Genomic DNA, 22,417 nt, shown 5'->3' on the forward strand with positions numbered 1-22,417 from the left:
ATGATTTATTTAGAGTACAACTCAACGATTAACTGCTCTTTGATATTCTCAGGGATATCGGCACGGTCGGGCTTATGGAGATATTTCCCGCTCTTGGTGCTTTCATCCCATTCAAACCATGGGTACTTACTGTGGCTGAACCCAGCGAGCGATGCTTCGATAACTTCCAATGACTTGGACTTCTCACGAACACCAACAATCTGACCTGGCTTAACCGAGTAAGATGGAATATTCACAACTTTACCGTCCACAATAATATGCTTGTGTCCGACAAGCTGGCGAGCAGCTGCACGGGTCGGGGCGATACCAAGGCGGAACACCACGTTGTCGAGACGACTCTCAAGGTTCTGGAGAAGAACCTCACCGGTGATACCTTCCGACTTTGATGCCTTTTCAAACATATTACGGAACTGGCGCTCAAGTACGCCATAAGTGTACTTGGCTTTCTGCTTCTCTGCCAGCATGACTGCGTACTCCGACTGCTTGCGGCGACGGTTGTTGCCATGCTGTCCCGGAGGGAAGTTCCTGCGGGACAAAACTTTGTCTGCACCGAAGATGGGTTCTCCAAAACGGCGCGCAATTTTTGATTTCGGTCCTATGTATCTTGCCATAATATAAAAAATAATGTTTCGTTTTTCGATATCACGTTATTGCAATAACGTCAATTATTATACTCTACGACGCTTCGGCGGACGGCATCCATTGTGCGGAAGCGGTGTAACATCGATAATTTCCGTCACTTCAATGCCTGCTCCATGGACGGCACGGATAGCACTTTCGCGACCGTTACCCGGTCCTTTCACGTATGCTTTCACCTTGCGCAGTCCGAGGTCGAATGCCACTTTCGCGCAATCCTCTGCTGCCATCTGTGCTGCATAAGGAGTGTTCTTCTTAGAACCGCGGAAGCCCATCTTGCCTGCTGAAGACCATGAGATTACTTGTCCTTCGCTGTTAGCCAAAGACACAATGATGTTGTTGAAAGAGCTATGAACATGAAGCTGGCCCATAGCATCAACCTTTACGTTTCTTTTTCTTGATGATGTTGTTTTCTTTGCCATGTCTAAAACCCTTTCAATTACTTAGTAGCTTTTTTCTTGTTTGCAACGGTCTTCTTTCTTCCCTTGCGGGTGCGAGCATTGTTCTTTGTGCTCTGTCCGCGTACAGGAAGACCGTGGCGATGTCTAACTCCACGATAGCAACCGATGTCCATCAGTCGCTTGATGTTTAACTGAACCTCTGAACGGAGATCACCTTCTACTTTGTACTCAGCACCGATAATTTCACGGATCTTAGCAGCCTGGTCGTCACTCCATTCGTTGACTTTCAAGTCGCGGCTCACGCCTGCTTTATCCAATATCTTTGCTGAACTACTTCGACCTATTCCATAGATATAGGTCAATGCGATTTCGCCACGCTTATTCTGGGGCAAATCTACTCCAACAATTCTTATTGCCATTTTTTGTTTTTTAAATGATTAACTAATGTTCTTTTTTTCTTGTGTCTTCGCGTACACACTGACGTACTTAGCCCTGACGTACCTTGTACTTAGGGTTTTTCTTGTTGATGATAAACAGACGTCCCTTACGGCGGACAATCTTGCAATCCGGTGTACGTCTTTTCAATGATGTTCTTGTCTTCATATGTGTTCGATGTTTATTTGTATCTAAATACGATTCTTCCTTTTGTCAGGTCGTACGGACTCATTTCTACCTTCACCTTGTCTCCAGGCAGAATCTTGATGTAGTGCATCCTCATCTTTCCAGAGATGTGAGCGATAATCTGTACTCCATTCTCAAGTTCTACACGGAACATGGCGTTTGATAACGATTCCAATATTGTTCCGTCCTGCTCAATCGCGGTTTGCTTTGCCATCTTGATTTATAATTTTGCTTCTATCTTCTCTACTTCGTCAAACGAGGACAAAATCTCAGCTCTTCCCTTACGCACAGCGATGGTGTGTTCGAAATGTGCTGCCCATTTTCCGTCACGGGTACGGATGGTCCAACGGTCCGGCATCATATAAATATCGCGGGCTCCCATTGTTATCATTGGCTCAATTGCCAAGCACATCCCTGCTTTCAAAAGCACTCCGTTTCCGCGTCGTCCGTAGTTCGGCACCTGAGGGTCTTCATGCATCTGTCGTCCGATACCATGACCTGTCAGTTCCCTTACGACACCATATTTATTCTGTTCGCAATGACTTTGAACTGCATCACTTATGTCTCCAAGATGCCTCCCCGCAACGGCATTCTCTATTCCCCGATAGAGAGACTCTTTGGTGACGCGCAAGAGGTTTTTCACTTCCTCACTCACTTCTCCCACACAAAACGTGTAACAAGAGTCGCCATTGAAACCATTAAGAACCGTACCACAATCGATGGAAATAATATCTCCTTCTTTCAACACGGTCTTGTCATCAGGTATTCCATGCACAACCACATCGTTGACCGATGTACAAATGCTGGCAGGGAAGGGAGCTCCATAGTCATTCGGAAAGTTCTTGAACGTCGGGATTGCCCCATGGTCTCTGATGAACTCTTCCGCAATTTGATCTAATTGGAGTGTAGTTACACCTGGTTTTATATGCTTTGCCAATTCGCCAAGTGTCTTGCCAACGAGTTGGTTCGCTTGGCGCATCAGCTCAATTTCATCCTCTGTCTTCAGAAATATCTTCATTCCGACAGATATTAATATGCAGAAACTCCTGTATTACGTGTACGTCCGGAGTTAAGCAGACCGTCATAGTGGCGCATCATCAGATGGCTCTCTATCTGTTGAAGCGTATCGATGACTACACCGACAAGAATTAGCAAAGAGGTTCCTCCGAAGAATTGCGCAAAAGCCTGCTGCACATTCAGCAAACCAGCGAGAGCTGGCATGATTGCAATAAATGCAATAAAAAGAGACCCAGGAAGGGTGATTCGCGACATAATCGTATCAATATATTCTGCCGTGCTCTTACCTGGCTTTACGCCTGGGATAAAGCCATTATTGCGCTTCATATCCTCTGCCATTTGTGTCGGATTCAACGTAATGGCTGTATAGAAATATGTAAATGCAATAATAAGTACGGCAAAGATAATATTGTACGTCAAACTTGTATGGTCCATCAGTGAACGGACAAACGAGTTGCTGTTTTCCGAAGAATATTGAACGATTGCCAACGGGATGAACATCAACGCCTGTGCGAAGATAATCGGCATCACATTAGCTGCGAACAACTTCAACGGAATGTATTGGCGAGCACCTCCATACTGTTTGTTGCCAACTACACGCTTTGCATATTGAACGGGAATCTTCCGCACACCTTGTACCAGAAGAATCGCAGCACATACCACTGCAAACAGTATCAGGATTTCAATGATAAACATCACCAATCCACCACCTGAAATGGCTGTAAAGCGTGAGGTAACTTCCTGTACAAATGACTGCGGCAGACGTGCGATAATACCTATCATAATAATGATAGATACACCATTTCCTATGCCTTTATCCGTAATACGCTCACCTAACCAAAGAATGAACATACTGCCTGCTGCCAGAATAATCGTCGCCGGTATCATGAAAACCGTCCAGTCAATACCCTGCGCGAGAGCACCTCCTGACTGGATACGCAAGTTGATAAGATACGACGGAGCCTGAAAGAGTAGAATTGCTACGGTCAGGATTCGCGTATACCAACTGATTTTCTTTCTTCCGCTCTCGCCTTCACGCTGCATCTTCTGGAAATAAGGCACAGCAACAGCAAGAAGCTGCATGACGATAGAAGCAGAGATATAAGGCATAATACCTAATGCAAATATAGATGCATTGGCAAATGCACCACCGGAGAACATGTCAAGAAGGGACATCAAACCGCCCTCTGTCTGCGCCTGCAAGTTGGCAAGTCCGGCAGGATTAATGCCTGGCAGGACGACAAACGATCCAAAACGATAGATTGCCACAAACAGGATGGTTATGAGGATGCGCTGACGCAGATCCTCAACCTTCCAACAGTTCTTCAGTGCTTCAATAAACTTTTTCATTTACTTAGATTATAGTTGTATTACCACCTGCTGCCTTGATTGCCTCTTCCGCAGTCTTTGAGAATGCGTGGGCTTCAACATCCAGTTTCACCTTCAATTCGCCTTTTGCAAGAATCTTCACAAGCTCCTTACCATTTGTAAGTCCTGCCTCACGAAGTTCTGCAATTCCGATTTTTGTAAGGTTCTTCTCCTCTGCCAATTTCTGAAGTGTTGACAGATTAACTGCGAAATACTCCTTGTGGTTAATGTTCTTGAAACCTGATTTCGGCACACGGCGCTGAAGTGGCATCTGACCACCTTCAAAACCGATTTTACGCTTATAACCGGAACGAGATTTTGCACCTTTATGACCACGAGTAGAGGTTCCGCCAAGTCCTGAACCAGGACCACGACCTATACGCCGAGGAGAATGTGTTGAACCAGCTGCTGGTTTTAACGTATGTAATTTCATAATCAATCTTCCTTTTAAGTGTTATTCTACTATGGTCACCAGATGATGAACCTTTCTAATCATACCACGAAGGCTAGGAGTGTCTTCACGCTCTACAACTTGAGAGATTCGATGAAGTCCTAAAGCCTCAAGCGTACGTTTCTGGTCTATCGGATAGCCTATTTTACTCTTAATCTGCTTAATCTTAATTGTTGCCATAACTGCCTCCTTATCCTCTAAATACTTTTTCCATACTGATGCCTCGGTCACGAGCTACGGTATAAGCATCGCGGGTTTCGCAGAGAGCCTTGATAGTAGCCTTTACGAGATTGTGAGGATTGGATGAACCTTTGGACTTTGCCAACACATCCGTCACACCGACACTCTCAAGTACGGCACGCATAGCACCTCCGGCAACCATTCCCGTACCTGCTGCTGCTGGTCTGAGGAATACCTTCGCACCTCCAAAACTTACTTCTACTTCATGAGGAATCGTACCTTTCAGAACAGGAACCTTCACCAGATTTTTCTTTGCTGCCTCAACACCTTTGGCGATAGCAGCAGTTACTTCACCTGCCTTACCAAGTCCCCATCCGATTACACCATGACCATCACCTACAACGACGATGGCTGCGAACGTAAAGGTACGTCCACCTTTTGTCACTTTTGTAACACGGTTTATAGCAACCAAACGGTCTTTCAACTCGATGTCACTGCTTATTTTTACTCTATTTATTGCCATAATCGTTTAAAATTTAAGTCCACCTTCACGGGCAGCGTCTGCCAATGCTTTCACACGACCATGATACAGATATCCGTTGCGGTCGAACACTATTTTCTCAACACCTACCTCTTGGGCTTTTTTTGCGATAAGCTCACCCACTTTAGCTGCCTGCTCTTTCTTTGGCATCGTTTCCATTCCCAGAGAAGAAGCTGATGCAAGTGTTGTGCCTGTCAGGTCATTTACAATCTGAACGTAAATCTGCTTGTTGGAGCGGAACACACTCATACGAGGACGCTCAGCAGTTCCATTCACACGTTTGCGAATCCTATATTTAATCTTAATTCGTCTTTCTACTTTCTTTGTTGTCATAATCGTAAATTATTAAAGTTACTTAGCTGCAGCGGTCTTTCCAGACTTTCTGCGGATGACTTCGCCCTGGAACAGGACACCTTTACCCTTGTAAGGCTCCGGCATACGGAAAGAACGAATTTTTGCACAAATGAGTCCTAACAACTGCTTGTCACAAGACTCCAGAATCAACAGAGGATTTTGGTTTCTCTCCGATTTTGTCTCCACCTTTACTTCTTTCGGAAGCTGTATGAATATCGGATGGGTGTAACCTAACGCAAACTCTATCAGATTGCCTTGGTTGGAAACACGATAACCAACACCTACCAATTCCAGTGTCTTCGTGAAGCCTTCGCTTACACCTACAACCATATTGTTTACCAACGAACGATAAAGTCCATGGAAAGCCTGTTTCTGCTTATAGTTAACAGGACTATTCTCGTCCACTTCAAATATAATCTGTCCGTCTTCGATTTTCATCAAAATTGACGAATCGACTTTCTGTGAGAGTTCTCCTTTCGGACCTTTCACCGTAACGATACCATTTTCCTGAGAAATAGTCACTCCTGCAGGAATATTAATTGGCAATTTTCCTATTCTTGACATATTCTAAATCCTCCAATTAATAAACAAAGCAAAGTACCTCACCACCGATTTTCAGCTCTGAGGCTTCCTTGTCTGTCATGACACCTTTGGATGTGGATAGAATTGCTATACCCAATCCGTTAATAACTCTCGGCATGTCCTTGTAACCAGTGTACTTACGAAGACCTGGTGTGGACACTCTCTTCAAACACTTAATCGCGTTTGCTTTCGTTTCAGGATTGTACTTCAAAGCCACTTTGATCGTACCCTGAGGTCCATCTTCTATGAACTTATAGTTCAAGATGTAACCTTTCTCGAAGAGGATTTTTGTAATCTCTTTCTTCAAGTTAGACGCAGGAACTTCTACAACTCGGTGATGAGCCATAATTGCGTTTCTGAGTCTGGTCAGATAATCTGCTATTGGATCTGTCATAAAATAAAAGTTTTAATTAATCGGGACTCCCCCGACAATATTAATAACACACTCTGTCTTACCAACTTGCTTTCCTAACTCCAGGAATCAAACCTGCAGATGCCATCTCACGGAACTGAATACGTGAAAGACCAAACTGACGGATGTATCCTTTCGGACGTCCCGTGATTTTGCAGCGGTTATGCAAACGGATGGGGTTCGCATTTTTCGGAATACTCTGCAACTTACGAGCAGCTTCGTATGCTTCAGCAGGATCTTCTGCTGTTGCAATAATCTTCTTCAGTGCTGCACGCTTCTCCGCATAACGGGCGACAAGTTTTGCACGCTTGATTTCACGCGCCTTCATTGATTCTTTTGCCATATCTATTAATCGTTTTTAGCGTTTTTGAAGGGAAGTCCGAAAGCCTTCAGCAATGCATATCCTTCCTCATCGGTCTGAGCTGATGTCACGAAAGTGATATTCATTCCCTGAATCCTGTCAATGTTGTCAATATTGATTTCCGGGAAAATAATTTGCTCTTGGATACCAAGCGTATAATTTCCACGTCCGTCAAACTTGCTCTCGATTCCTTTAAAGTCACGAATACGAGGGAGTGCTATACGTACGAGTTTCTCCAAGAATTCGTACATACGCTCACGACGCAGCGTCACCATTACTCCAATAGGCATTTTCTTACGAAGTTTAAAGTTCGCAATATCCTTTTTTGAATAGGTGGCTACGGCTTTTTGACCTGTAATTGTCGTTATCTCATTGATTGCTACATCAATAATTTTCTTATCTTGAGTAGCATCTCCAAGTCCTTGGTTCACTACAATCTTCTTCAATACAGGAACCTGCATTGCCGATGAATATTTGAACTGCTCTTTCAATGCCGGAGCTATTCGCTCAGCATATTCTTTTTTCAACTGTGCTGTATTCATATTACTTTATCTCCTCCCCTGATTTTTTTGCAATACGGACTTTTTTGCCATCGTCAGTCTTCTTTATGCTGATACGAGTCGGCTTGCCACTTTTCGGGTCAATCAAACTAATGTTTGAGATATGAATCGGAGCTTCCATCTTGATGAAACCTCCCTGAGGATTCTTAGCAGAAGGCTTTGCACTCTTGGTAACGATTCTGACGCCCTCAACAATAGCCTGCTCCTTCTCCTTCAGAACTTGTAGCACCTTACCAGTCTTGCCCTTGTCTTCACCAGTAAGAACAATCACGGTATCGCCTTTTTTAATATGCATCTTTTTCATTTCTTTTCCTTATTAATTATTAAAGAACCTCAGGTGCCAAAGAAACAACTTTCATGTTTACTGCACGCAACTCACGGGCTACTGGTCCGAAGATGCGGCTGCCACGAAGTTCACCAGCATTGTTCAGGAGTACACAAGCATTGTCATCGAAACGGATATAAGAACCGTCTGCACGACGAATCTCTTTCTTTGTACGAACAATCAAAGCCTTTGATACTGCACCTTTTTTCAGTTCACTTGACGGGATAACGTTCTTGACAGCTACGACAATCACGTCACCAACACTTGCATAACGACGGCGGGTACCACCCAACACACGGATGCAGAGAGCTTCACGTGCACCGCTGTTATCACATACTGTAAGTCTTGATTCTGCCTGTATCATAATTACTTAGCTTTTTCTATTATTTGAACTAATCTCCATCTCTTTGTTTTGCTCAAAGGACGGGTTTCCATAATGAGAACTGTATCACCGATATTTGCCTCATTTTTTTCATCATGCACATGGTATTTCTTTGTATGCTGTACAAATTTACCATAAATAGGGTGCTTCTCTTTGAATTTCGATGCAATAACAATGGTTTTATCCATCTTGTTGCTGATTACGACACCCTGTCTTGTCTTTCTTAAGTTTCTTGTTTCCATCTAAACCATTGTTATTTGTTAAGTTCTCTTTGACGAAGTTCTGTCTTCATGCGTGCGATGTCACGACGAACAGCCTTAATCTGTGATGGATTCTCAAGTGGAGTAATTGAGTGATTCAATTTCATTTTATGGAGTCTGAGCTCCTCTCCTTCGAGTCTCTCAACCAAATCTTTGGTCTCGAGTTCTTTAATTTCATTGATCTTCATAGCTTAAGCGTTTTTATCGTAATCACGTCTAACAACAAACTTTGTCTTAACCGGCAACTTCTGGGCGCCAAGGCGGAGAGCCTCTTTTGCCACCTCAAAAGGAACGCCTTCTACTTCAAAAAGGATGCGACCCGGTGTTACCGGAGCCACCCAACCTGCGGGGTCTCCCTTACCTTTACCCATGCGGACGTCTGCCGGCTTGCGAGTAATTGGTTTATCTGGGAAAATACGAATCCATACTTGACCCTCACGGTTCATATAACGATTGACTGCCACACGAGCAGCCTCAATCTGACGGCTATCAATCCATTTTCTCTCAAGTGTTTTGATTCCAAACGAACCGAAAGCCAGCTGTGTACCTCTATGGGCGTTGCCTTTATTGCCACGTCCATCTTGAGGTCTTCTGTATTTAACTCTTTTGGGCTGTAACATGATAGCTTTTCTTTTTAACGATTAGTACTTCTTTTACGATTACCTCTACCCATGCGTCCGCCGCCATTACCACGTCCAGCATTGCCGGATTTCTCTTGGCTGAAACTTGCTGTGATGTCACGATCTCCGTAAACTTCACCACGGCAAATCCACACCTTGATTCCGAGCAATCCTACCTTAGTAAGTGCTTCTGCCTGACAGTAATCGATGTCTGCACGGAATGTATGCAAAGGAGTACGTCCTTCCTTATACAATTCTTTGCGAGCCATTTCCGCTCCGTTCAGACGACCTGTAATCTGAATCTTCACACCCTCTGCTCCTGCACGCATTGTGTTCGCAATAGCCATTTTTATAGCACGACGGTAAGCAATCTTACCTTCGACTTGGCGAGCAATGTTATTGGCCACAATCGTAGCATCAAGCTCAGGTTTCTTTACTTCAAAGATATTTATTTGAATCTCTTTGTTGTAGAGTTTCTTCAGTTCTTCTTTCAGCTTATCAACATCCTGACCTCCTCTACCAATGACGATTCCCGGACGGGCCGTGCAGATGGTGATGGTGACAAGTCTCAATGTACGTTCGATGATGATGCGAGAGATGCTCGCATTTGCAAGGCGTTCGTTAAGATATTTGCGAATCTTTTGATCCTCCACAATATTCTCACCGAAGTTCTTACCTCCGAACCAGTTTGAGTCCCAACCTCTGATAATTCCCAGACGATTGCTTATTGGATTAACTTTCTGTCCCATACTTATTCTTTTTCGTCATTAGTTTTAGAATCAACAAACAGAGTCACATGATTAGAACGCTTACGGATTCTGTAACCGCGACCTTGTGGTGCCGGTCTCATGCGTTTCATTGTAACACCCTCATCTACGAAGACTTTAGAAACATAAAGTTCACCGTCTTCTGCCTTGCGGTCATTCTTTTGCTCCCAGTTAGCAATTGCAGAGCGCAACAGTTTTTCAACATTGGCTGCTGCTGCTTTCTTGGAGAATCTGAGCACACCGAGGGCACGGTTCACTTCCATTCCGCGAATCATATCTACGACATAACGCATTTTACGCGGAGAAGAAGGAACGCCATTGAGTTTAGCAAAATACATGCTCTTCAAGGCTTCTTTTCTTTTTTCAGCCGAAATGTGTTTTCTTGCTCCCATTATCTTATTTTCTTTTATTCAATGTTTATTGCCCTGTTATTTCTTATTTCCAGCATGGCCACCAAACTTACGCGTCGGAGAGAATTCACCGAGCTTGTGTCCTACCATGTTTTCCGTAATATATACAGGAATGAATTTGTTTCCATTATGAACTGCAACGGTATGTCCTACAAAATCAGGAGATATCATTGAAGCCCGAGCCCATGTCTTAACAACAGTCTTCTTTCCACTCTCGTTCATAGCGAGGATTTTCTTTTCCAGAGAGACGTTGATATATGGACCTTTTTTTAATGATCGACTCATAAAAATACTCTAATTAACTTGTTTATTTCTTATTTGCTCTTTCAATAATATACTTGTTCGAAAGCTTCTTAGGTGCACGAGTCTTAAGTCCCTTAGCATACAGACCCTTGCGAGAGCGTGGATGACCTCCAGACTGACGTCCTTCACCACCACCCATCGGGTGATCATGCGGGTTCATTACAACACCACGGTTGTGCGGACGGCGTCCCAACCAGCGAGAGCGACCAGCCTTACCTGACTGCTCCAATGCATGGTCTGAGTTACCTACACTACCTACTGTAGCTTTACAAGCAGAGAGAATCTGACGGGTTTCGCCAGAAGGAAGTTTAATTACACAATAAGCACCTTCACGAGAAGTCAACTGAGCAAAATTACCAGCCGAACGAACGAGTAACGCACCCTGACCCGGACGCAATTCAATGTTATGAATCACTGTTCCGACAGGGATATTGGCAAGTGGGAGTGCATTTCCAACTTCTGGTGCAGCCTCTGCGCCAGACATGAGTGTTGCACCCACCTGCAGTCCGTTAGGAGCAATAATGTAACGTTTTTCACCATCAGCGTAGAACAGCAATGCGATACGTGCCGAACGGTTCGGATCGTATTCGATTGTCTTCACTACAGCTGGAACACCATCTTTCTCTCGTTTGAAGTCGATCAGACGATACTTTCTCTTATGACCGCCACCTCTGTAGCGAACAGTCATCTTTCCGGTGTTGTTTCGACCACCGGTAGAGCGCTTACCGTAAACGAGAGACTTCTCTGGCACGGATGCAGTAATTTCCTCGAACGTGCCAATAATCTTGTGTCTTTGACCGGGAGTTACCGGTTTAAATTTACGTACTGCCATTTTATTTATTAAATATTGCTATAAAAATCAATTGCATCACCTTCTTTCAGAGTGACAATCACTTTCTTGAAGGCATTTTTCTGCCCCTTCACCAGACCTGCCCGTGTGTAACGGGAAGAGCGTTTGCCTGCATAACGGCAAGTGTTCACCTTAATTACAGTAACGTTATACAAACCTTCGATTTCTTTCTTGATCTCCAGCTTGTTGGCTTCGGGTTTTACAATAAATCCATACTTCACCTGTGCGGGTTTCTCATACTTATATACAGTTTTTTCACGAGTTTCCTCTGGCAAACCTTTCTTCGCGCGGGTCTTGCTCTTCACTGTGTAAGTAATCTTTTCCTCGACAGCATTCTTTGTCTCAATCGCTTTTTTCGATTTCGTTCTGAGTGTCTTTGCCTCTGAAGACTTATCCGTCATCTTGGTCATCTTCTCAGTGACCAGTGGTTTGATAATAAATGCCATATCTATATACCTCCTTATTTTTTGTCTAAGATTCCGTCTATTGTCTTCAAAGAATTTTCAGTCACGACAAGCACCTCAGCATTCAAAACTTTGTACGTATTGAGTGTTGACGCAAGCATGACTTCTGCCTTTTGCAGATTTCGAGCCGACAAATATACGTTTTTATTTGATTCTGGCAAAACAAAGAGAAGCTTCTTACCGTCAACTTTAAGATTTTTAGTAACATTTATGAATTCTTTAGTTTTCGGAGCTTCAAAAGTGAAGTCTTCTACTATAATGATTGCGTTCTCCTGTGCCTTATAACTCAACGCAGATCTGCGCGCAAGCGCTTTAACTTTCTTATTCAACTTAAAGCGATAGTCGCGGGGTTTGGGACCAAACACGCGTCCACCACCTCTGAGCAATGGAGAGTTAATGTCACCATGACGTGCTCCACCGCCACCTTTCTGACGACCGAGCTTGCGTGTAGAACCGGCGTGTTCACTTCTTTCCTTAGCCTTTGCCGTTCCCTGACGCTGGTTTGCAAGATACTGCTTGACATCCAGGTACAGAACGTGGTCGTTAGGCTCAATTCCAAAGATCGATTCGTTTAACGTAACCTTTCTTCCGGTCTCCTGACCGTTAATATTTAATACGCTGAGTTCCATTACTTATTGATTAAAACGGTTGAACCATTATATCCAGCCACACTGCCCTTCACGAGAATCAGGTTGTGCTCTGGAATTACCTTTAACACTCTGAGATTTTGAGTTGTCACACGGTCTGTACCCATGTGTCCACCCATGCGCATACCCTTGAACACCTTTGCAGGATAAGAACATGCACCAATAGAACCCGGCTTGCGAGCACGGTCGTCCTGACCGTGGGTAGCCTGACCTACACCACCGAAACCGTGGCGTTTCATTACTCCCTGGAATCCTTTTCCCTTAGAAGTTCCTACAACGTCAACAAACTGAGTGTCATTGAAGATCTCAACTGTGACGGTGTCACCGAGGTTTAACTCCTCGTCAAACTTGAACTCGGCCAAGTGCTTCTTTGGTGTTGTACCGGCTTTCTTGAAGGCTCCCATCATCGCCTTGGAGGTGTTTTTCTCCTTTGCTTCTGCGAAACCTAATTGAACAGCCTTGTAACCGTCTTTCTCAACGGTCTTTACTTGGGTTACAACACAAGGACCAGCTTCGATAACAGTGCACGGTACGTTCTTACCGTCGGCACTGAAAACGGATGTCATTCCGATTTTTCTTCCTATTAATCCTGGCATTTCAATTAATAATTAATATGTTATACTATATAATAATTGTTCCTTTTTAAGTGATCGTTTGTTGCCGCCCGATGCTCAACAACCCACTTAAAAAGGAACTTGAACCGCTTCGTCTTCGAAGGCTAAGTTGCTCTTTATCCGGGTATTGTTAGCCTCAGAGCCAGCGCAATACACTTTTTAGCGGGTGCAAAGGTACGAATATTTTTACTTTCCACCAAACTTTTTTCATTATTTTTAATCAACCGCCATTTTTTACCCCGAATGATTGTTTGCCTTCCCACCAAGCATAGATACAATAGCCGATAGTATTCCCCTCTCTCAGTTACATGCGGGTTACATATCAGTTACATACTATTCACACCTGAAAATCCCTTTATTTATCGGCTCTATCCAAGAATAATCATTTTTTAAAACATGCCTCCAGTTACGTGTTGGTTACATACTCTATGCCCAGAATGGCACATATCCCTTATTGTTTCGGCTTTGGTTTTCCGTTTTCTCCTCCTTAATCTTTCCTGCAATCAAAGCATCCTTTATATTGCGTGATGCCATTGGACAGTTCTGCTTGTATATTTCATGATCCTCTCTATTCAAAAAGGCAGATCACTAATGACACCATCTTCACATACAAAACATGACGGTTCCAATATCTCCGACTTGGCAATGTCCTTTATCTTGGAGCGGTAGTTGCTGTAGGTCTTGAAACTGTCGATTTCCTCGCGGCGCTTGCGGCTGATGTCGGCGAACTGCAGATCCCGCTCGATGCCAAGGTAGCGGCGGCCGATGAGGTTGGCGGCAATGCCGGTGGTCGAAGAGCCGGCGAAGGGGTCGAGAATCCACGCGTTTTTGTCGGTGGAGGCGAGGATGATGCGGGTGAGCAGGGCGAGGGGCTTCTGTGTGGGATGCTTGCCGCAAGATTTTTCCCACGGGGCGATGGCGGGTAGTCGCCACACGTCGGTCATCTGCTTGTCATCGTTTAGTTGTTTCATCAGTTCGTAGTTGAAGCGGTGGGGATACTTGGCGTTTTTGCGTGCCCAGATGATGAACTCTGTGGAGTAGGTGAAGTAGCGGCAGGAGATGTTAGGTGGTGGGTTAGTCTTTGCCCATGTGACGACGTTGAGTATCTTGAAGCCCAGTTCGGTGAGGCTGTTGGCTACGGAGAAGATGTTGTGATAGGTGCCGGAAATCCAGATGGTACCGTTGTCCTTCAGTTTGTCGCGGCAGAGGCTTATCCATCGCTTGTTGAATTCGTTAATTTCCTCAGGCGTGCCGCCGCGGTCCCATTCGCCTTTGTTGACGGACACAATTTTCCCTGCCTGCACACTAATGCCGTCGTTGGAGAGGAAGTAGGGCGGGTCGGCGAAAATCATGTCGAAGTAGAACTTGAACTGAGGGAGCAGCTCGAAGCAATCACCGTGGAGGAGGGTGAAGTCGTGGGAGGCGGAGCGGTAGTAAGGAGTGATCATAGGCTGTCAATCATTTCTTGGAAGCTTTCCCATGATAACGCCCTGCCTGCTTGTGTCGGATAGTTAACATCTTCCTGCCCCCATATCCATTTGTAAGCCTTTATAAGGGCTTCTGGGGTTTCTCCTGTCTGAAAGTTTAGGCTACGAATATCGCTGATGAAGTCTTCGGGGTCCTCACCGTTGTATGTTCGCTCCAGATATTCCAACAACTTCGCGCCTTGGGTTTTATCTTCAGCTAATTTTGCCCTGACATCCTCAATGATTTGGTCATGCGAGATTTGCCAGAGAGAATTGTCTGACGAGTCGAAGATGAAAACCTGTATGTCCTCTTTATAAGGACGACCGAAAGCCTTCTTTCCACCAGGTTTGGTGATGACAATCTTTCTGCCGTCGTCAATTTGCTCCACCTCGTAGCCTCTGTATTCAATATCTATGATGGCTTGCGCAAATGCCTTGCGATCCATGTTGCAGATATGGATTTTTTTGAGATCGATAGCGTGATTGTATTTGTTCTTTATCATGCCCATGTCTTTACTTCTTTAATCTTATCCTATTTTAGACCGTCCAGAAATCTTCGGAGGGTCGAGAGGTTATAGACACTTGGTATTGTATAGTAGGCTTCCTGCAATTTGTTCTTGGCGCTCTCCCAGCCTTTACCGTCGGTAACCCACAGGAACTCGAAACCATCGACGGCATTGATTTTCGGGGCTAGCTCGGTGAAGGAGCGGGCGGTCTCGTTGAGTTTGCTACCGCCACTGCTGTAGAAATTCACCTCGGCGAGGTAGGTCTTATTCTTGGCCTCAATCACGAAGTCGAATCGCTTCTTGTCGGTGCCGAGGGCTTCGGTGATGGACGGCCACTCGCTGGAATATACTTCCTTGCGGTACTTTAATCCGCTGCCCTTGATGATCAGCTCCACGGTGCCCTCCATGGCATCGCCGCTGCGATTCTTGCGGGCATTGGAGTCGAGGCCTACTTCCACGCCGAAAACATAATCGACGAGGTTCTTGACGTTCTTGTCCTTGAAAATCTTGGCGAGGCCAGTGCCCTCTATAAACTCCATCACGCCGTCGATCGTTGCGAGGTAACTTTCGAGCAGTACAAACTCGGCATCGGCATTGATAACCTTCTTCTTGTCGCGCTTGCGGCAGGCGATGAGAATTTGCAGCACGTCGAACACCCGCTTGTCGTTGTTCCAAAGCTCGGTGACGGCTGCCCGCAGGTTTTCTTTGCCAAGCAGGTAGTTGAGGGTGTTCAACTTGATTTCGATGCTGACCACGTTGGTCTTCACTTTCGTAAAGTCTGTCCAAGAGCTCAGCGTGGCGTTGGTTTCTGAGAGTTGGGACATGAAGGTCTTGAACTCCGCTTCTGTATGTGCGCTCATATTTTACAATGCAAGTTTTATTTGGTTATCGATGATTTCGTTCTGTGGCTTCGTCGTGTAGTTTCTAATGAGTAGCTCGGTCAGCTTGCCGCGCTTGCTGGCATTGGCGTTGACCATTCGGGAAGCATAGACGCGCTGGATGTTGAATCCCTCGTAGATTTCCTCAAAGAACGTGTCGGCGGGGTTCTTTGCTGAGCAGTCGGAGTTCGAGAGCATCCATTTTACATTTTTGCGGGTGTTTAATTGACGGCAGAAGTTTGCGAGGTCACGCTGGCTGTCGTCGTTGAAGTCCTCCTTGACATAGCTGTTGAAGCTGGAGGTCGCGCTGAGAGGTCTGTAGGGCGGGTCGAAGTAGAAGAAAGTCAAGCCCACGTTATCGATGGCCTTGGCCGTTCCCTTGAAGTCGCCGTTGAGAATCTGCACGTCGTAGTGGTTCAACAGCTCGCTGTCGGCATAAATGACTTCCTCGTTGCAGATGGTGGGATTGGCGTAGCGGCCAAACGGGACGTTGAATTTACCCTTCGTATTCTCGCGGTAAAGGCCGTTGAAGCATGTGCGGTTAAGGAAGATTAAGATGGCTGTCTTGTCGAGGCTGCTTAATGGCTCCTCGTTGAAGCGGCGGCGCATATCTAAATAGAATTCCTTTCGTGCCTCTTCCGTTTTGATGCCAAAATATTGCTGCTCAATGTGCTTTAGACGATATACCAGTCCCTCTGGCTCCTGCTTGATATTCGTGTAGGCATCCGTCAGGTTCTTGTTGATGTCATTGATGACCACGCGCTTGATTTTCAGGAAGTTTTGCAGCATATAGAACAACATCGCACCGCCACCGACGAACGGCTCCACGTAAGTAAATCCGTCCTCGTATAATTCACGCGGCAAGCACATGTTCAGTTGCGAGAGAAGCTGCCCCTTTCCCCCAACCCACTTAATAAATGGTTTTGCCAGTTCTTTCGTATTGAAATGTATCATACATTTTGTAATATTTACATTTGACTTACCCACTAACTTTTCCAAGTTACCCACTAAATGTATTATAGTTACCCGCTAACTCAAAAAGATGGGCGTTTCGTTTGACTTTTCTTTGTTCTTACTAATTCTGTTAGTTCCATGTCAAGCAGTTCTGCAATTTTGAGATATGTTTCCATCGTTGACTGGCAGTCATTGGTACACCATTTTGATACGGTAGTAGGCGCACACCCCAACTGCTCTGCCAACCATTTATTGGTTCTTTGGTATCCCTCCACAAAACACTCAATAGTCTCGCAGCACCTCCCTTCTCTGCAAGCACAACTTTGATGCGATTAATGTCTTTGTCCATAATGGAATTCTATTGCTCTTGGTACAAAGTTACTCATTTTCTCTGAAAGGACACACAAAACGTTCGTATATTTAGTAAATAATCACATTTTAATGTTATTTTCCCCACTTTTCTGTATCTTTTTCTGAAATTCGTCTGTCATTTTATACATAATCTGCACTAACTGCATCATCCCAAAACATATATTGTTCCGAGCCACAAAGAATCTTGTACTGATTGCCCAATCCTACACATATTACCCAAACAATCGCAGATAACACTTTAGATAGTCAGTTCACGCTCGACCATCTGAAAACAAGTTTTCATAGCATTTGCTTACTCGCAGTTTTAGTAATGAAACAGTCTCAATATTTGTTCATGCTCGTAAGTATCAAAGATACAAATTAGTACAAATGGGCTAATCTTCAACAAATTACACAGAAACCGACGTAATAGCTTTCACATTTCACACTTCCTTGATTCCCTATAGAATAGTAACGTTTAGGAAAAATCCTGTTCAGAGCAAGAACAGATTTGTAAAAAAAACGAAAAGCGGCACAACCGCCAAATGGGATGCGCCGCTTATAGATAGGGTTCAACGATGACTACACTTTGATTTCCACTTCTACTCCGCTGGGAAGTTCGAGTTTCATCAGTGCATCAACAGTCTTTGTCGTTGAGCTATAGATGTCTATCAGACGTTTGAAATCTGAAAGCTGGAACTGCTCACGTGCCTTTTTGTTCACGAACGTACTACGGTTCACCGTATAGATACGCTTGTGGGTGGGCAGGGGTATTGGACCGCTGACGATTGCACCTGTAGCCTTAACGGCTTTCACGATTTTCTCTGCTGACTTATCAACCAACTTGTGGTCGTAAGACTTCAACTTAATTCTAATTTTCTGACTCATTGTTTAATTGTTTTTTGATTATACTTTATTTTCATGCCGTTAAAGAGTCATTTGCTCAACGGCACTTTTTCTTACACGAGATCTGCGCGACCTTTCACCTCTTCAAGAACAGTCTTTGCGATTGAGCTGGAGAGTGGTGCATGGTGGTCGTACTCCATCGAGCTGGTTGCACGTCCGGAAGTGATCGTACGCAACGCCGTTACGTAGCCGAACATTTCTGACAGCGGAACCATTGCTTTCACGATGCGGGCACCGCTACGTGCTTCATCCATGCCTTCAACCTGTCCGCGACGCTTGTTCAAGTCACCGATTACGTCACCCATGTTTTCTTCCGGTGTCACCACCTCTACCTTCATGATGGGCTCCATCAGGACGGGCGATGCTTTCACACAGGCGTTACGATAAGCGTTGACTGCTGCAAGCTCGAATGAGAGTTGGTCTGAGTCCACGGGGTGGAACGAACCGTCGGTCAGCACGACCTTCAGGTCGGTCATCGGGTAGCCACCGAGGATACCATTCTTCATGGCGTTCTCGAAACCTTTCTGAACTGCCGGGATGAATTCCTTAGGAATATTTCCGCCTTTCACCTCGTTGATGAACTGCAGGTCACCTTCTTTATAGTCAGGATCCTTCGGTCCGACTGTACAGATGATGTCGGCGAACTTACCGCGACCACCGCTCTGCTTCTTGTAAACCTCACGCAATTCCACCGGCTTGGTGATTGCTTCCTTATAGTTAACCTGCGGTTTTCCTTGATTACATTCAACCTTGAACTCGCGCTTCAGGCGGTCGATGATGATGTCGAGATGGAGCTCACCCATACCAGAGATGATGGTCTGACCGCTCTGCTCGTCCGTACGTACGGTGAACGTCGGGTCCTCTTCTGCCAATTTGGCAAGACCGTTATCCAGTTTTGCGATATCTGCCTGGCTCTTCGGTTCAACAGCAATAGAAATCACCGTGTCGGGGAAGGTCATTGACTCGAGCACGATAGGCTTGCCCTCATCACACAAGGTGTCACCCGTACGGATATCCTTGAATCCCACACCCGCTCCGATGTCACCTGCATCGATTGACTCCATCGGAATTTCCTTGTTGGAGTTCATCTGGAACAGGCGGCTGATGCGCTCTTTCTTTCCTGAACGGGGATTATACACATAGCTTCCAGCTACCACCTTACCTGAATACACGCGGAAGAACACCAGACGTCCCATGTATGGGTCGGTTGCAATCTTAAATGCAAGTGCTGCCGTCGGCTCGTCTTCAGACGGCTTACGACCTTCTTCCTCGTCAGTTTCGGGGTTCATACCCATCACTGCCTCTGTATCCAGCGGTGACGGCAGGAACGCACAAGTATAGTCGAGCAGCGGCTGCACACCTTTATTCTTGTATGAAGAGCCACAGAGCATCGGAGTAATCTCCATGCTGATTGTGCCTTTACGAAGGGCTGCGATGAGTTTGTCTTCCGGAATTTCCTTTCCTTCGAGGTACATTTCCATCAGCTCGTCGTCATAGTTGGCTGCTGTCTCCAACATCTTGTCGCGCCATTCGTTGCACTCGTCCACGAGGTCTGCCGGGATTTCCTCCACGTCATATTCTGCCCCCATCGACTCGTCATGCCACAAAATGGCTTTCATCTTAATCAGGTCAACAAGCCCTTTGAAGTTCTCCTCTGCACCGATAGGAACCTGAACGGGGCACGGGTTGGCACCCAGAATGTCTCTCATCTGCTGAACAGTCTCAAAGAAGTCAGCACCCGAGCGGTCCATCTTGTTCACGTAACCGATACGAGGAACGTTGTATTTATCAGCCTGACGCCAAACGGTCTCCGACTGCGGCTGTACGCCGTCTGCTGCCGAATAGGTTGCGATAGCTCCGTCGAGCACACGCAACGAGCGTTCCACTTCCGCCGTGAAGTCCACGTGTCCCGGAGTGTCAATCAGGTTGATTTTATAAGTCTTATCATTCCATTTCCAATTGCAAGTAGTTGCAGCAGAGGTAATTGTGATACCTCTCTCCTGCTCTTGCGCCATCCAGTCCATCGTTGCCGCACCATCGTGAACCTCACCAATCTTGTGCGTCTTTCCCGTGTAGAAGAGAATACGCTCAGAGGTAGTTGTTTTACCGGCATCAATGTGTGCCATGATGCCAATGTTGCGGGTCAGACGTAAATCCTGCTTTGCCATTCTTTTTTATCCTTTATCTTCTATGTGAAATTTAGAATCTGAAGTGAGCAAAAGCACGGTTAGCCTCAGCCATGCGATGCATGTCTTCCTTACGCTTGAATGCTCCACCTTGATTGTTATATGCGTCCATAATTTCAGCTGCAAGTTTGTCTGCCATGCTCTTTCCACTGCGCTTACGAGCGAAGTTGATCATGTTTTTCATGGAGATACTTTCCTTGCGATCGGGACGGATTTCGGTCGGCACCTGGAATGTTGCACCACCGATACGACGGCTTTTCACCTCCACCTGAGGAGTGATGTTATCAAGAGCCTGCTTCCAGATTTCGAGAGCCGGCTTCTCTTCATTAGCCATCTTTTCCTTGACTGTGTCAAGTGCATTGTAGAAAATCCTGTACGAGATGGTTTTCTTTCCATCGTACATTAAGTGATTCACGAACTTTGAGACCTTCTGGTCGTTGAACACGGGATCCGGCAGGATCACACGCTTCTTTGGTTTTGCTTTTCTCATTTTTTTGTTTGCTTTTATTCTGCGGAGGCTGTCTTTTCTCGTTCTTCAACGTCCGCACCCGGACATTTACTCAACCTAACTTTCTCCAGCAAAACGGTTAATGTTTTCTACTTGAAGCGACCATAAGCTCCCAGCCATCTCCGACTGTGAACTTATGGCATCACGCTTTGTTACTTCTTCGCCTTAGGACGTTTAGCGCCATATTTTGAACGACGCTGTGTGCGGTTTGCCACACCTGCGGTATCAAGCGTACCACGAACGATGTGATAACGTACACCCGGCAGGTCCTTTACACGACCGCCACGCACCAATACGATACTGTGCTCCTGAAGGTTGTGTCCTTCTCCCGGGATATAGGAGTTCACTTCCTTCTGGTTTGTCAAACGAACACGGGCAACTTTTCTCATTGCCGAATTAGGCTTCTTCGGGGTTGTTGTGTAAACGCGAACACATACGCCACGACGCTGAGGACAGGAGTCCAGAGCCGGCGACTTGCTCTTGTCAACAAGCACCTTTCTGCCTTTTCTTACCAATTGTGAAATTGTAGGCATAATTGTTTTCTTTTTTTGTTTATATTGTTTTTATCGTTATATCAACACATTATAATATGGCACAATTCGAAATGCCGCATTTGGCGTGCAAAGGTACGAACTTTTTTCGAAAACACCTAATATATACGGAAAGAAAATAACTAAAAATAAAATATTTACAGAACTATAAGAAAATGTAACATAAATTAACCTTGCCAAGGTCCTTCTTTCAAACGCTACCCTGAAACGGAGGACTGTTTCAAGAAACAAACTCCTACATTATTTATATATACGCGCATGTGTACGCGCGCGACTGACAAAGCCGAAATACGCCGGACGCGCACTAAGTCCGATGCCAAACGAACTCCAAATTGCCTTCCAGAACCGGGCAACACACTCAAAGGCAGCGCTGCACGCAAGGGTTACCCACACGCGCGCCCACCGTCATGCCTCACCCTTGTTACCCATGCCAAACGGAGAGACCGGACCTGCAGGCTGGGTGGGTATCCGTATCCGCCCGAACTCACTCTCATAGCGCACGACGTTCTCCTGCAACGCCTGTATCAACCGCTTGACATGCTCGGGTGCCAATATCACACGACTGCGCACCGACGCCTTCTGCACGCCCGGAGCAATCTGCGCAAAATCAACCACAAACTCCGAACTGGAATGTGAAATCACTGCAAAATTGGAATACACACCCTGCACTACATCATCAGGAATATCTATCTGTAACTGGTGCCCTTGAGCGTTCTGATTGTTGTCCATTTCTTTATGCTTTTTCGTTCAAAAGACAAAGTTACAAATTTATTCCATGACCAACAAACTTTCCTCCCACATTTTCATCACCATGCAAAACACCCCTACCCTTTTTCTCCTTCCTTCATTCATTCAGAAACGGTCAATCCAGAAACCTCCTTTTAACATTAACAATATTTAAGCACCATACTTCTTTTTACGTATTATTTAACGCCCGTTTTGACTTTCCGAAACTTCTATTTTGGCATCGTTCCAAGATCGTTTT

Annotated in this window: 36 protein-coding genes and 1 pseudogene; all 37 read right to left on the reverse strand. The window is 45.4% G+C overall.

Annotated features, from left to right (window positions below; genetic code table 11):
* Positions 1 to 5: 5 nt before the first annotated feature.
* Positions 6 to 611, reverse strand: a complete 606-nt coding sequence (gene rpsD / locus GRF55_RS09535) for a 30S ribosomal protein S4 (RefSeq protein WP_220368185.1) — start codon at positions 609 to 611, stop codon at positions 6 to 8.
* A gap of 57 nt (positions 612 to 668) precedes the next feature.
* A complete protein-coding gene (rpsK, locus tag GRF55_RS09540) occupies positions 669 to 1,058 on the reverse strand; it encodes a 30S ribosomal protein S11 (protein WP_220368186.1) in 390 nt (129 codons plus the stop codon).
* Positions 1,059 to 1,075: 17 nt separating this feature from the next.
* Positions 1,076 to 1,456 carry a 30S ribosomal protein S13 gene (rpsM, locus tag GRF55_RS09545; protein ID WP_220368187.1) on the reverse strand — a complete coding sequence of 127 codons (381 nt, stop codon included), beginning with the start codon at positions 1,454 to 1,456 and terminating at the stop codon, positions 1,076 to 1,078.
* Positions 1,457 to 1,523: 67 nt separating this feature from the next.
* A complete protein-coding gene (gene rpmJ / locus GRF55_RS09550; protein ID WP_220368188.1) occupies positions 1,524 to 1,640 on the reverse strand; it encodes a 50S ribosomal protein L36 in 117 nt (38 codons plus the stop codon).
* A 13-nt stretch (positions 1,641 to 1,653) separates the two neighbouring features.
* The gene (gene infA, locus GRF55_RS09555) at positions 1,654 to 1,872 is read right to left on the reverse strand and encodes a translation initiation factor IF-1 (RefSeq protein WP_220368189.1); all 219 of its coding nucleotides are present in this window, start codon (positions 1,870 to 1,872) and stop codon (positions 1,654 to 1,656) included.
* 6 nt (positions 1,873 to 1,878) lie between these two features.
* Complete coding sequence (gene map / locus GRF55_RS09560) at positions 1,879 to 2,676, reverse strand: type I methionyl aminopeptidase (protein WP_220368190.1); 798 nt, start codon at positions 2,674 to 2,676, stop codon at positions 1,879 to 1,881.
* An 11-nt stretch (positions 2,677 to 2,687) separates the two neighbouring features.
* A complete protein-coding gene (secY, locus tag GRF55_RS09565) occupies positions 2,688 to 4,025 on the reverse strand; it encodes a preprotein translocase subunit SecY (RefSeq protein ID WP_220368191.1) in 1,338 nt (445 codons plus the stop codon).
* Positions 4,026 to 4,029: 4 nt separating this feature from the next.
* Positions 4,030 to 4,476, reverse strand: coding sequence for a 50S ribosomal protein L15 (gene rplO / locus GRF55_RS09570; RefSeq protein ID WP_220368192.1), 447 nt, complete (start codon positions 4,474 to 4,476; stop codon positions 4,030 to 4,032).
* A gap of 21 nt (positions 4,477 to 4,497) precedes the next feature.
* The gene (gene rpmD, locus GRF55_RS09575) at positions 4,498 to 4,674 is read right to left on the reverse strand and encodes a 50S ribosomal protein L30 (protein ID WP_220368193.1); all 177 of its coding nucleotides are present in this window, start codon (positions 4,672 to 4,674) and stop codon (positions 4,498 to 4,500) included.
* 10 nt (positions 4,675 to 4,684) lie between these two features.
* Entirely contained in the window at positions 4,685 to 5,197 is a 513-nt protein-coding gene (rpsE, locus tag GRF55_RS09580; protein ID WP_220368194.1) for a 30S ribosomal protein S5, read from the reverse strand.
* Positions 5,198 to 5,203: 6 nt separating this feature from the next.
* Entirely contained in the window at positions 5,204 to 5,548 is a 345-nt protein-coding gene (gene rplR / locus GRF55_RS09585; protein WP_220368195.1) for a 50S ribosomal protein L18, read from the reverse strand.
* Positions 5,549 to 5,566: 18 nt separating this feature from the next.
* Positions 5,567 to 6,133 (reverse strand): 50S ribosomal protein L6, encoded by a 567-nt coding sequence (gene rplF / locus GRF55_RS09590; protein WP_220368196.1) that lies wholly within the window; start codon positions 6,131 to 6,133, stop codon positions 5,567 to 5,569.
* Between the two features lie 16 nt (positions 6,134 to 6,149).
* Positions 6,150 to 6,545 (reverse strand): 30S ribosomal protein S8, encoded by a 396-nt coding sequence (gene rpsH, locus GRF55_RS09595; protein ID WP_220368197.1) that lies wholly within the window; start codon positions 6,543 to 6,545, stop codon positions 6,150 to 6,152.
* A gap of 58 nt (positions 6,546 to 6,603) precedes the next feature.
* Positions 6,604 to 6,906: a 30S ribosomal protein S14 gene (gene rpsN / locus GRF55_RS09600; protein ID WP_220368198.1), complete on the reverse strand. Its 303-nt coding sequence runs from the start codon at positions 6,904 to 6,906 to the stop codon at positions 6,604 to 6,606.
* Between the two features lie 5 nt (positions 6,907 to 6,911).
* On the reverse strand, positions 6,912 to 7,466 hold the full coding sequence (rplE, locus tag GRF55_RS09605) for a 50S ribosomal protein L5 (protein WP_220368199.1): 555 nt from the start codon (positions 7,464 to 7,466) through the stop codon (positions 6,912 to 6,914).
* 1 nt (position 7,467) lies between these two features.
* A complete protein-coding gene (rplX, locus tag GRF55_RS09610; RefSeq protein ID WP_220368200.1) occupies positions 7,468 to 7,788 on the reverse strand; it encodes a 50S ribosomal protein L24 in 321 nt (106 codons plus the stop codon).
* 19 nt (positions 7,789 to 7,807) lie between these two features.
* Positions 7,808 to 8,173, reverse strand: coding sequence for a 50S ribosomal protein L14 (rplN, locus tag GRF55_RS09615; RefSeq protein WP_220368201.1), 366 nt, complete (start codon positions 8,171 to 8,173; stop codon positions 7,808 to 7,810).
* A 2-nt stretch (positions 8,174 to 8,175) separates the two neighbouring features.
* On the reverse strand, positions 8,176 to 8,433 hold the full coding sequence (rpsQ, locus tag GRF55_RS09620) for a 30S ribosomal protein S17 (RefSeq protein WP_220368202.1): 258 nt from the start codon (positions 8,431 to 8,433) through the stop codon (positions 8,176 to 8,178).
* Positions 8,434 to 8,444: 11 nt separating this feature from the next.
* Positions 8,445 to 8,639 (reverse strand): 50S ribosomal protein L29, encoded by a 195-nt coding sequence (rpmC, locus tag GRF55_RS09625; protein ID WP_220368203.1) that lies wholly within the window; start codon positions 8,637 to 8,639, stop codon positions 8,445 to 8,447.
* Between the two features lie 3 nt (positions 8,640 to 8,642).
* On the reverse strand, positions 8,643 to 9,071 hold the full coding sequence (gene rplP, locus GRF55_RS09630; protein ID WP_220368204.1) for a 50S ribosomal protein L16: 429 nt from the start codon (positions 9,069 to 9,071) through the stop codon (positions 8,643 to 8,645).
* Between the two features lie 14 nt (positions 9,072 to 9,085).
* Complete coding sequence (gene rpsC, locus GRF55_RS09635; protein WP_220368205.1) at positions 9,086 to 9,820, reverse strand: 30S ribosomal protein S3; 735 nt, start codon at positions 9,818 to 9,820, stop codon at positions 9,086 to 9,088.
* A gap of 2 nt (positions 9,821 to 9,822) precedes the next feature.
* Positions 9,823 to 10,230 carry a 50S ribosomal protein L22 gene (gene rplV / locus GRF55_RS09640; RefSeq protein ID WP_220368206.1) on the reverse strand — a complete coding sequence of 136 codons (408 nt, stop codon included), beginning with the start codon at positions 10,228 to 10,230 and terminating at the stop codon, positions 9,823 to 9,825.
* 36 nt (positions 10,231 to 10,266) lie between these two features.
* The gene (gene rpsS / locus GRF55_RS09645) at positions 10,267 to 10,533 is read right to left on the reverse strand and encodes a 30S ribosomal protein S19 (RefSeq protein WP_220368207.1); all 267 of its coding nucleotides are present in this window, start codon (positions 10,531 to 10,533) and stop codon (positions 10,267 to 10,269) included.
* Positions 10,534 to 10,555: 22 nt separating this feature from the next.
* Entirely contained in the window at positions 10,556 to 11,383 is an 828-nt protein-coding gene (rplB, locus tag GRF55_RS09650) for a 50S ribosomal protein L2 (RefSeq protein ID WP_220368208.1), read from the reverse strand.
* 8 nt (positions 11,384 to 11,391) lie between these two features.
* Positions 11,392 to 11,847: a 50S ribosomal protein L23 gene (rplW, locus tag GRF55_RS09655; protein WP_255563783.1), complete on the reverse strand. Its 456-nt coding sequence runs from the start codon at positions 11,845 to 11,847 to the stop codon at positions 11,392 to 11,394.
* A 14-nt stretch (positions 11,848 to 11,861) separates the two neighbouring features.
* The gene (gene rplD, locus GRF55_RS09660) at positions 11,862 to 12,494 is read right to left on the reverse strand and encodes a 50S ribosomal protein L4 (RefSeq protein WP_220368209.1); all 633 of its coding nucleotides are present in this window, start codon (positions 12,492 to 12,494) and stop codon (positions 11,862 to 11,864) included.
* Complete coding sequence (gene rplC / locus GRF55_RS09665; protein WP_220368210.1) at positions 12,494 to 13,108, reverse strand: 50S ribosomal protein L3; 615 nt, start codon at positions 13,106 to 13,108, stop codon at positions 12,494 to 12,496. The genes rplD and rplC overlap by 1 nt, the downstream gene beginning before the upstream one ends.
* A 590-nt stretch (positions 13,109 to 13,698) precedes the next feature.
* Positions 13,699 to 14,574: a site-specific DNA-methyltransferase gene (locus tag GRF55_RS09670; protein ID WP_220368211.1), complete on the reverse strand. Its 876-nt coding sequence runs from the start codon at positions 14,572 to 14,574 to the stop codon at positions 13,699 to 13,701.
* Positions 14,571 to 15,095 carry a hypothetical protein gene (locus GRF55_RS09675; RefSeq protein ID WP_255563784.1) on the reverse strand — a complete coding sequence of 175 codons (525 nt, stop codon included), beginning with the start codon at positions 15,093 to 15,095 and terminating at the stop codon, positions 14,571 to 14,573. The genes GRF55_RS09670 and GRF55_RS09675 overlap by 4 nt, the downstream gene beginning before the upstream one ends.
* A 29-nt stretch (positions 15,096 to 15,124) precedes the next feature.
* Positions 15,125 to 15,958, reverse strand: coding sequence for a type II restriction endonuclease (locus GRF55_RS09680; RefSeq protein WP_220368213.1), 834 nt, complete (start codon positions 15,956 to 15,958; stop codon positions 15,125 to 15,127).
* 3 nt (positions 15,959 to 15,961) lie between these two features.
* Positions 15,962 to 16,930, reverse strand: coding sequence for a Dam family site-specific DNA-(adenine-N6)-methyltransferase (locus GRF55_RS09685; protein ID WP_220368214.1), 969 nt, complete (start codon positions 16,928 to 16,930; stop codon positions 15,962 to 15,964).
* Positions 16,931 to 17,010: 80 nt separating this feature from the next.
* Positions 17,011 to 17,279, reverse strand: a pseudogene (locus tag GRF55_RS09690) (helix-turn-helix transcriptional regulator).
* 584 nt (positions 17,280 to 17,863) lie between these two features.
* Complete coding sequence (gene rpsJ, locus GRF55_RS09695) at positions 17,864 to 18,169, reverse strand: 30S ribosomal protein S10 (RefSeq protein WP_220368215.1); 306 nt, start codon at positions 18,167 to 18,169, stop codon at positions 17,864 to 17,866.
* Positions 18,170 to 18,240: 71 nt separating this feature from the next.
* The gene (gene fusA / locus GRF55_RS09700; protein ID WP_220368216.1) at positions 18,241 to 20,355 is read right to left on the reverse strand and encodes an elongation factor G; all 2,115 of its coding nucleotides are present in this window, start codon (positions 20,353 to 20,355) and stop codon (positions 18,241 to 18,243) included.
* 31 nt (positions 20,356 to 20,386) lie between these two features.
* Entirely contained in the window at positions 20,387 to 20,863 is a 477-nt protein-coding gene (gene rpsG, locus GRF55_RS09705) for a 30S ribosomal protein S7 (RefSeq protein WP_220368217.1), read from the reverse strand.
* Between the two features lie 170 nt (positions 20,864 to 21,033).
* Positions 21,034 to 21,414, reverse strand: a complete 381-nt coding sequence (gene rpsL, locus GRF55_RS09710) for a 30S ribosomal protein S12 (RefSeq protein WP_006283661.1) — start codon at positions 21,412 to 21,414, stop codon at positions 21,034 to 21,036.
* A 423-nt stretch (positions 21,415 to 21,837) separates the two neighbouring features.
* Entirely contained in the window at positions 21,838 to 22,161 is a 324-nt protein-coding gene (locus tag GRF55_RS09715; protein WP_220368218.1) for a DUF3467 domain-containing protein, read from the reverse strand.
* Positions 22,162 to 22,417: the final 256 nt, after the last annotated feature.

The sequence above is a fragment of the Prevotella sp. Rep29 genome, assembly GCF_019551475.1.
Taxonomy (GTDB): domain Bacteria; phylum Bacteroidota; class Bacteroidia; order Bacteroidales; family Bacteroidaceae; genus Prevotella.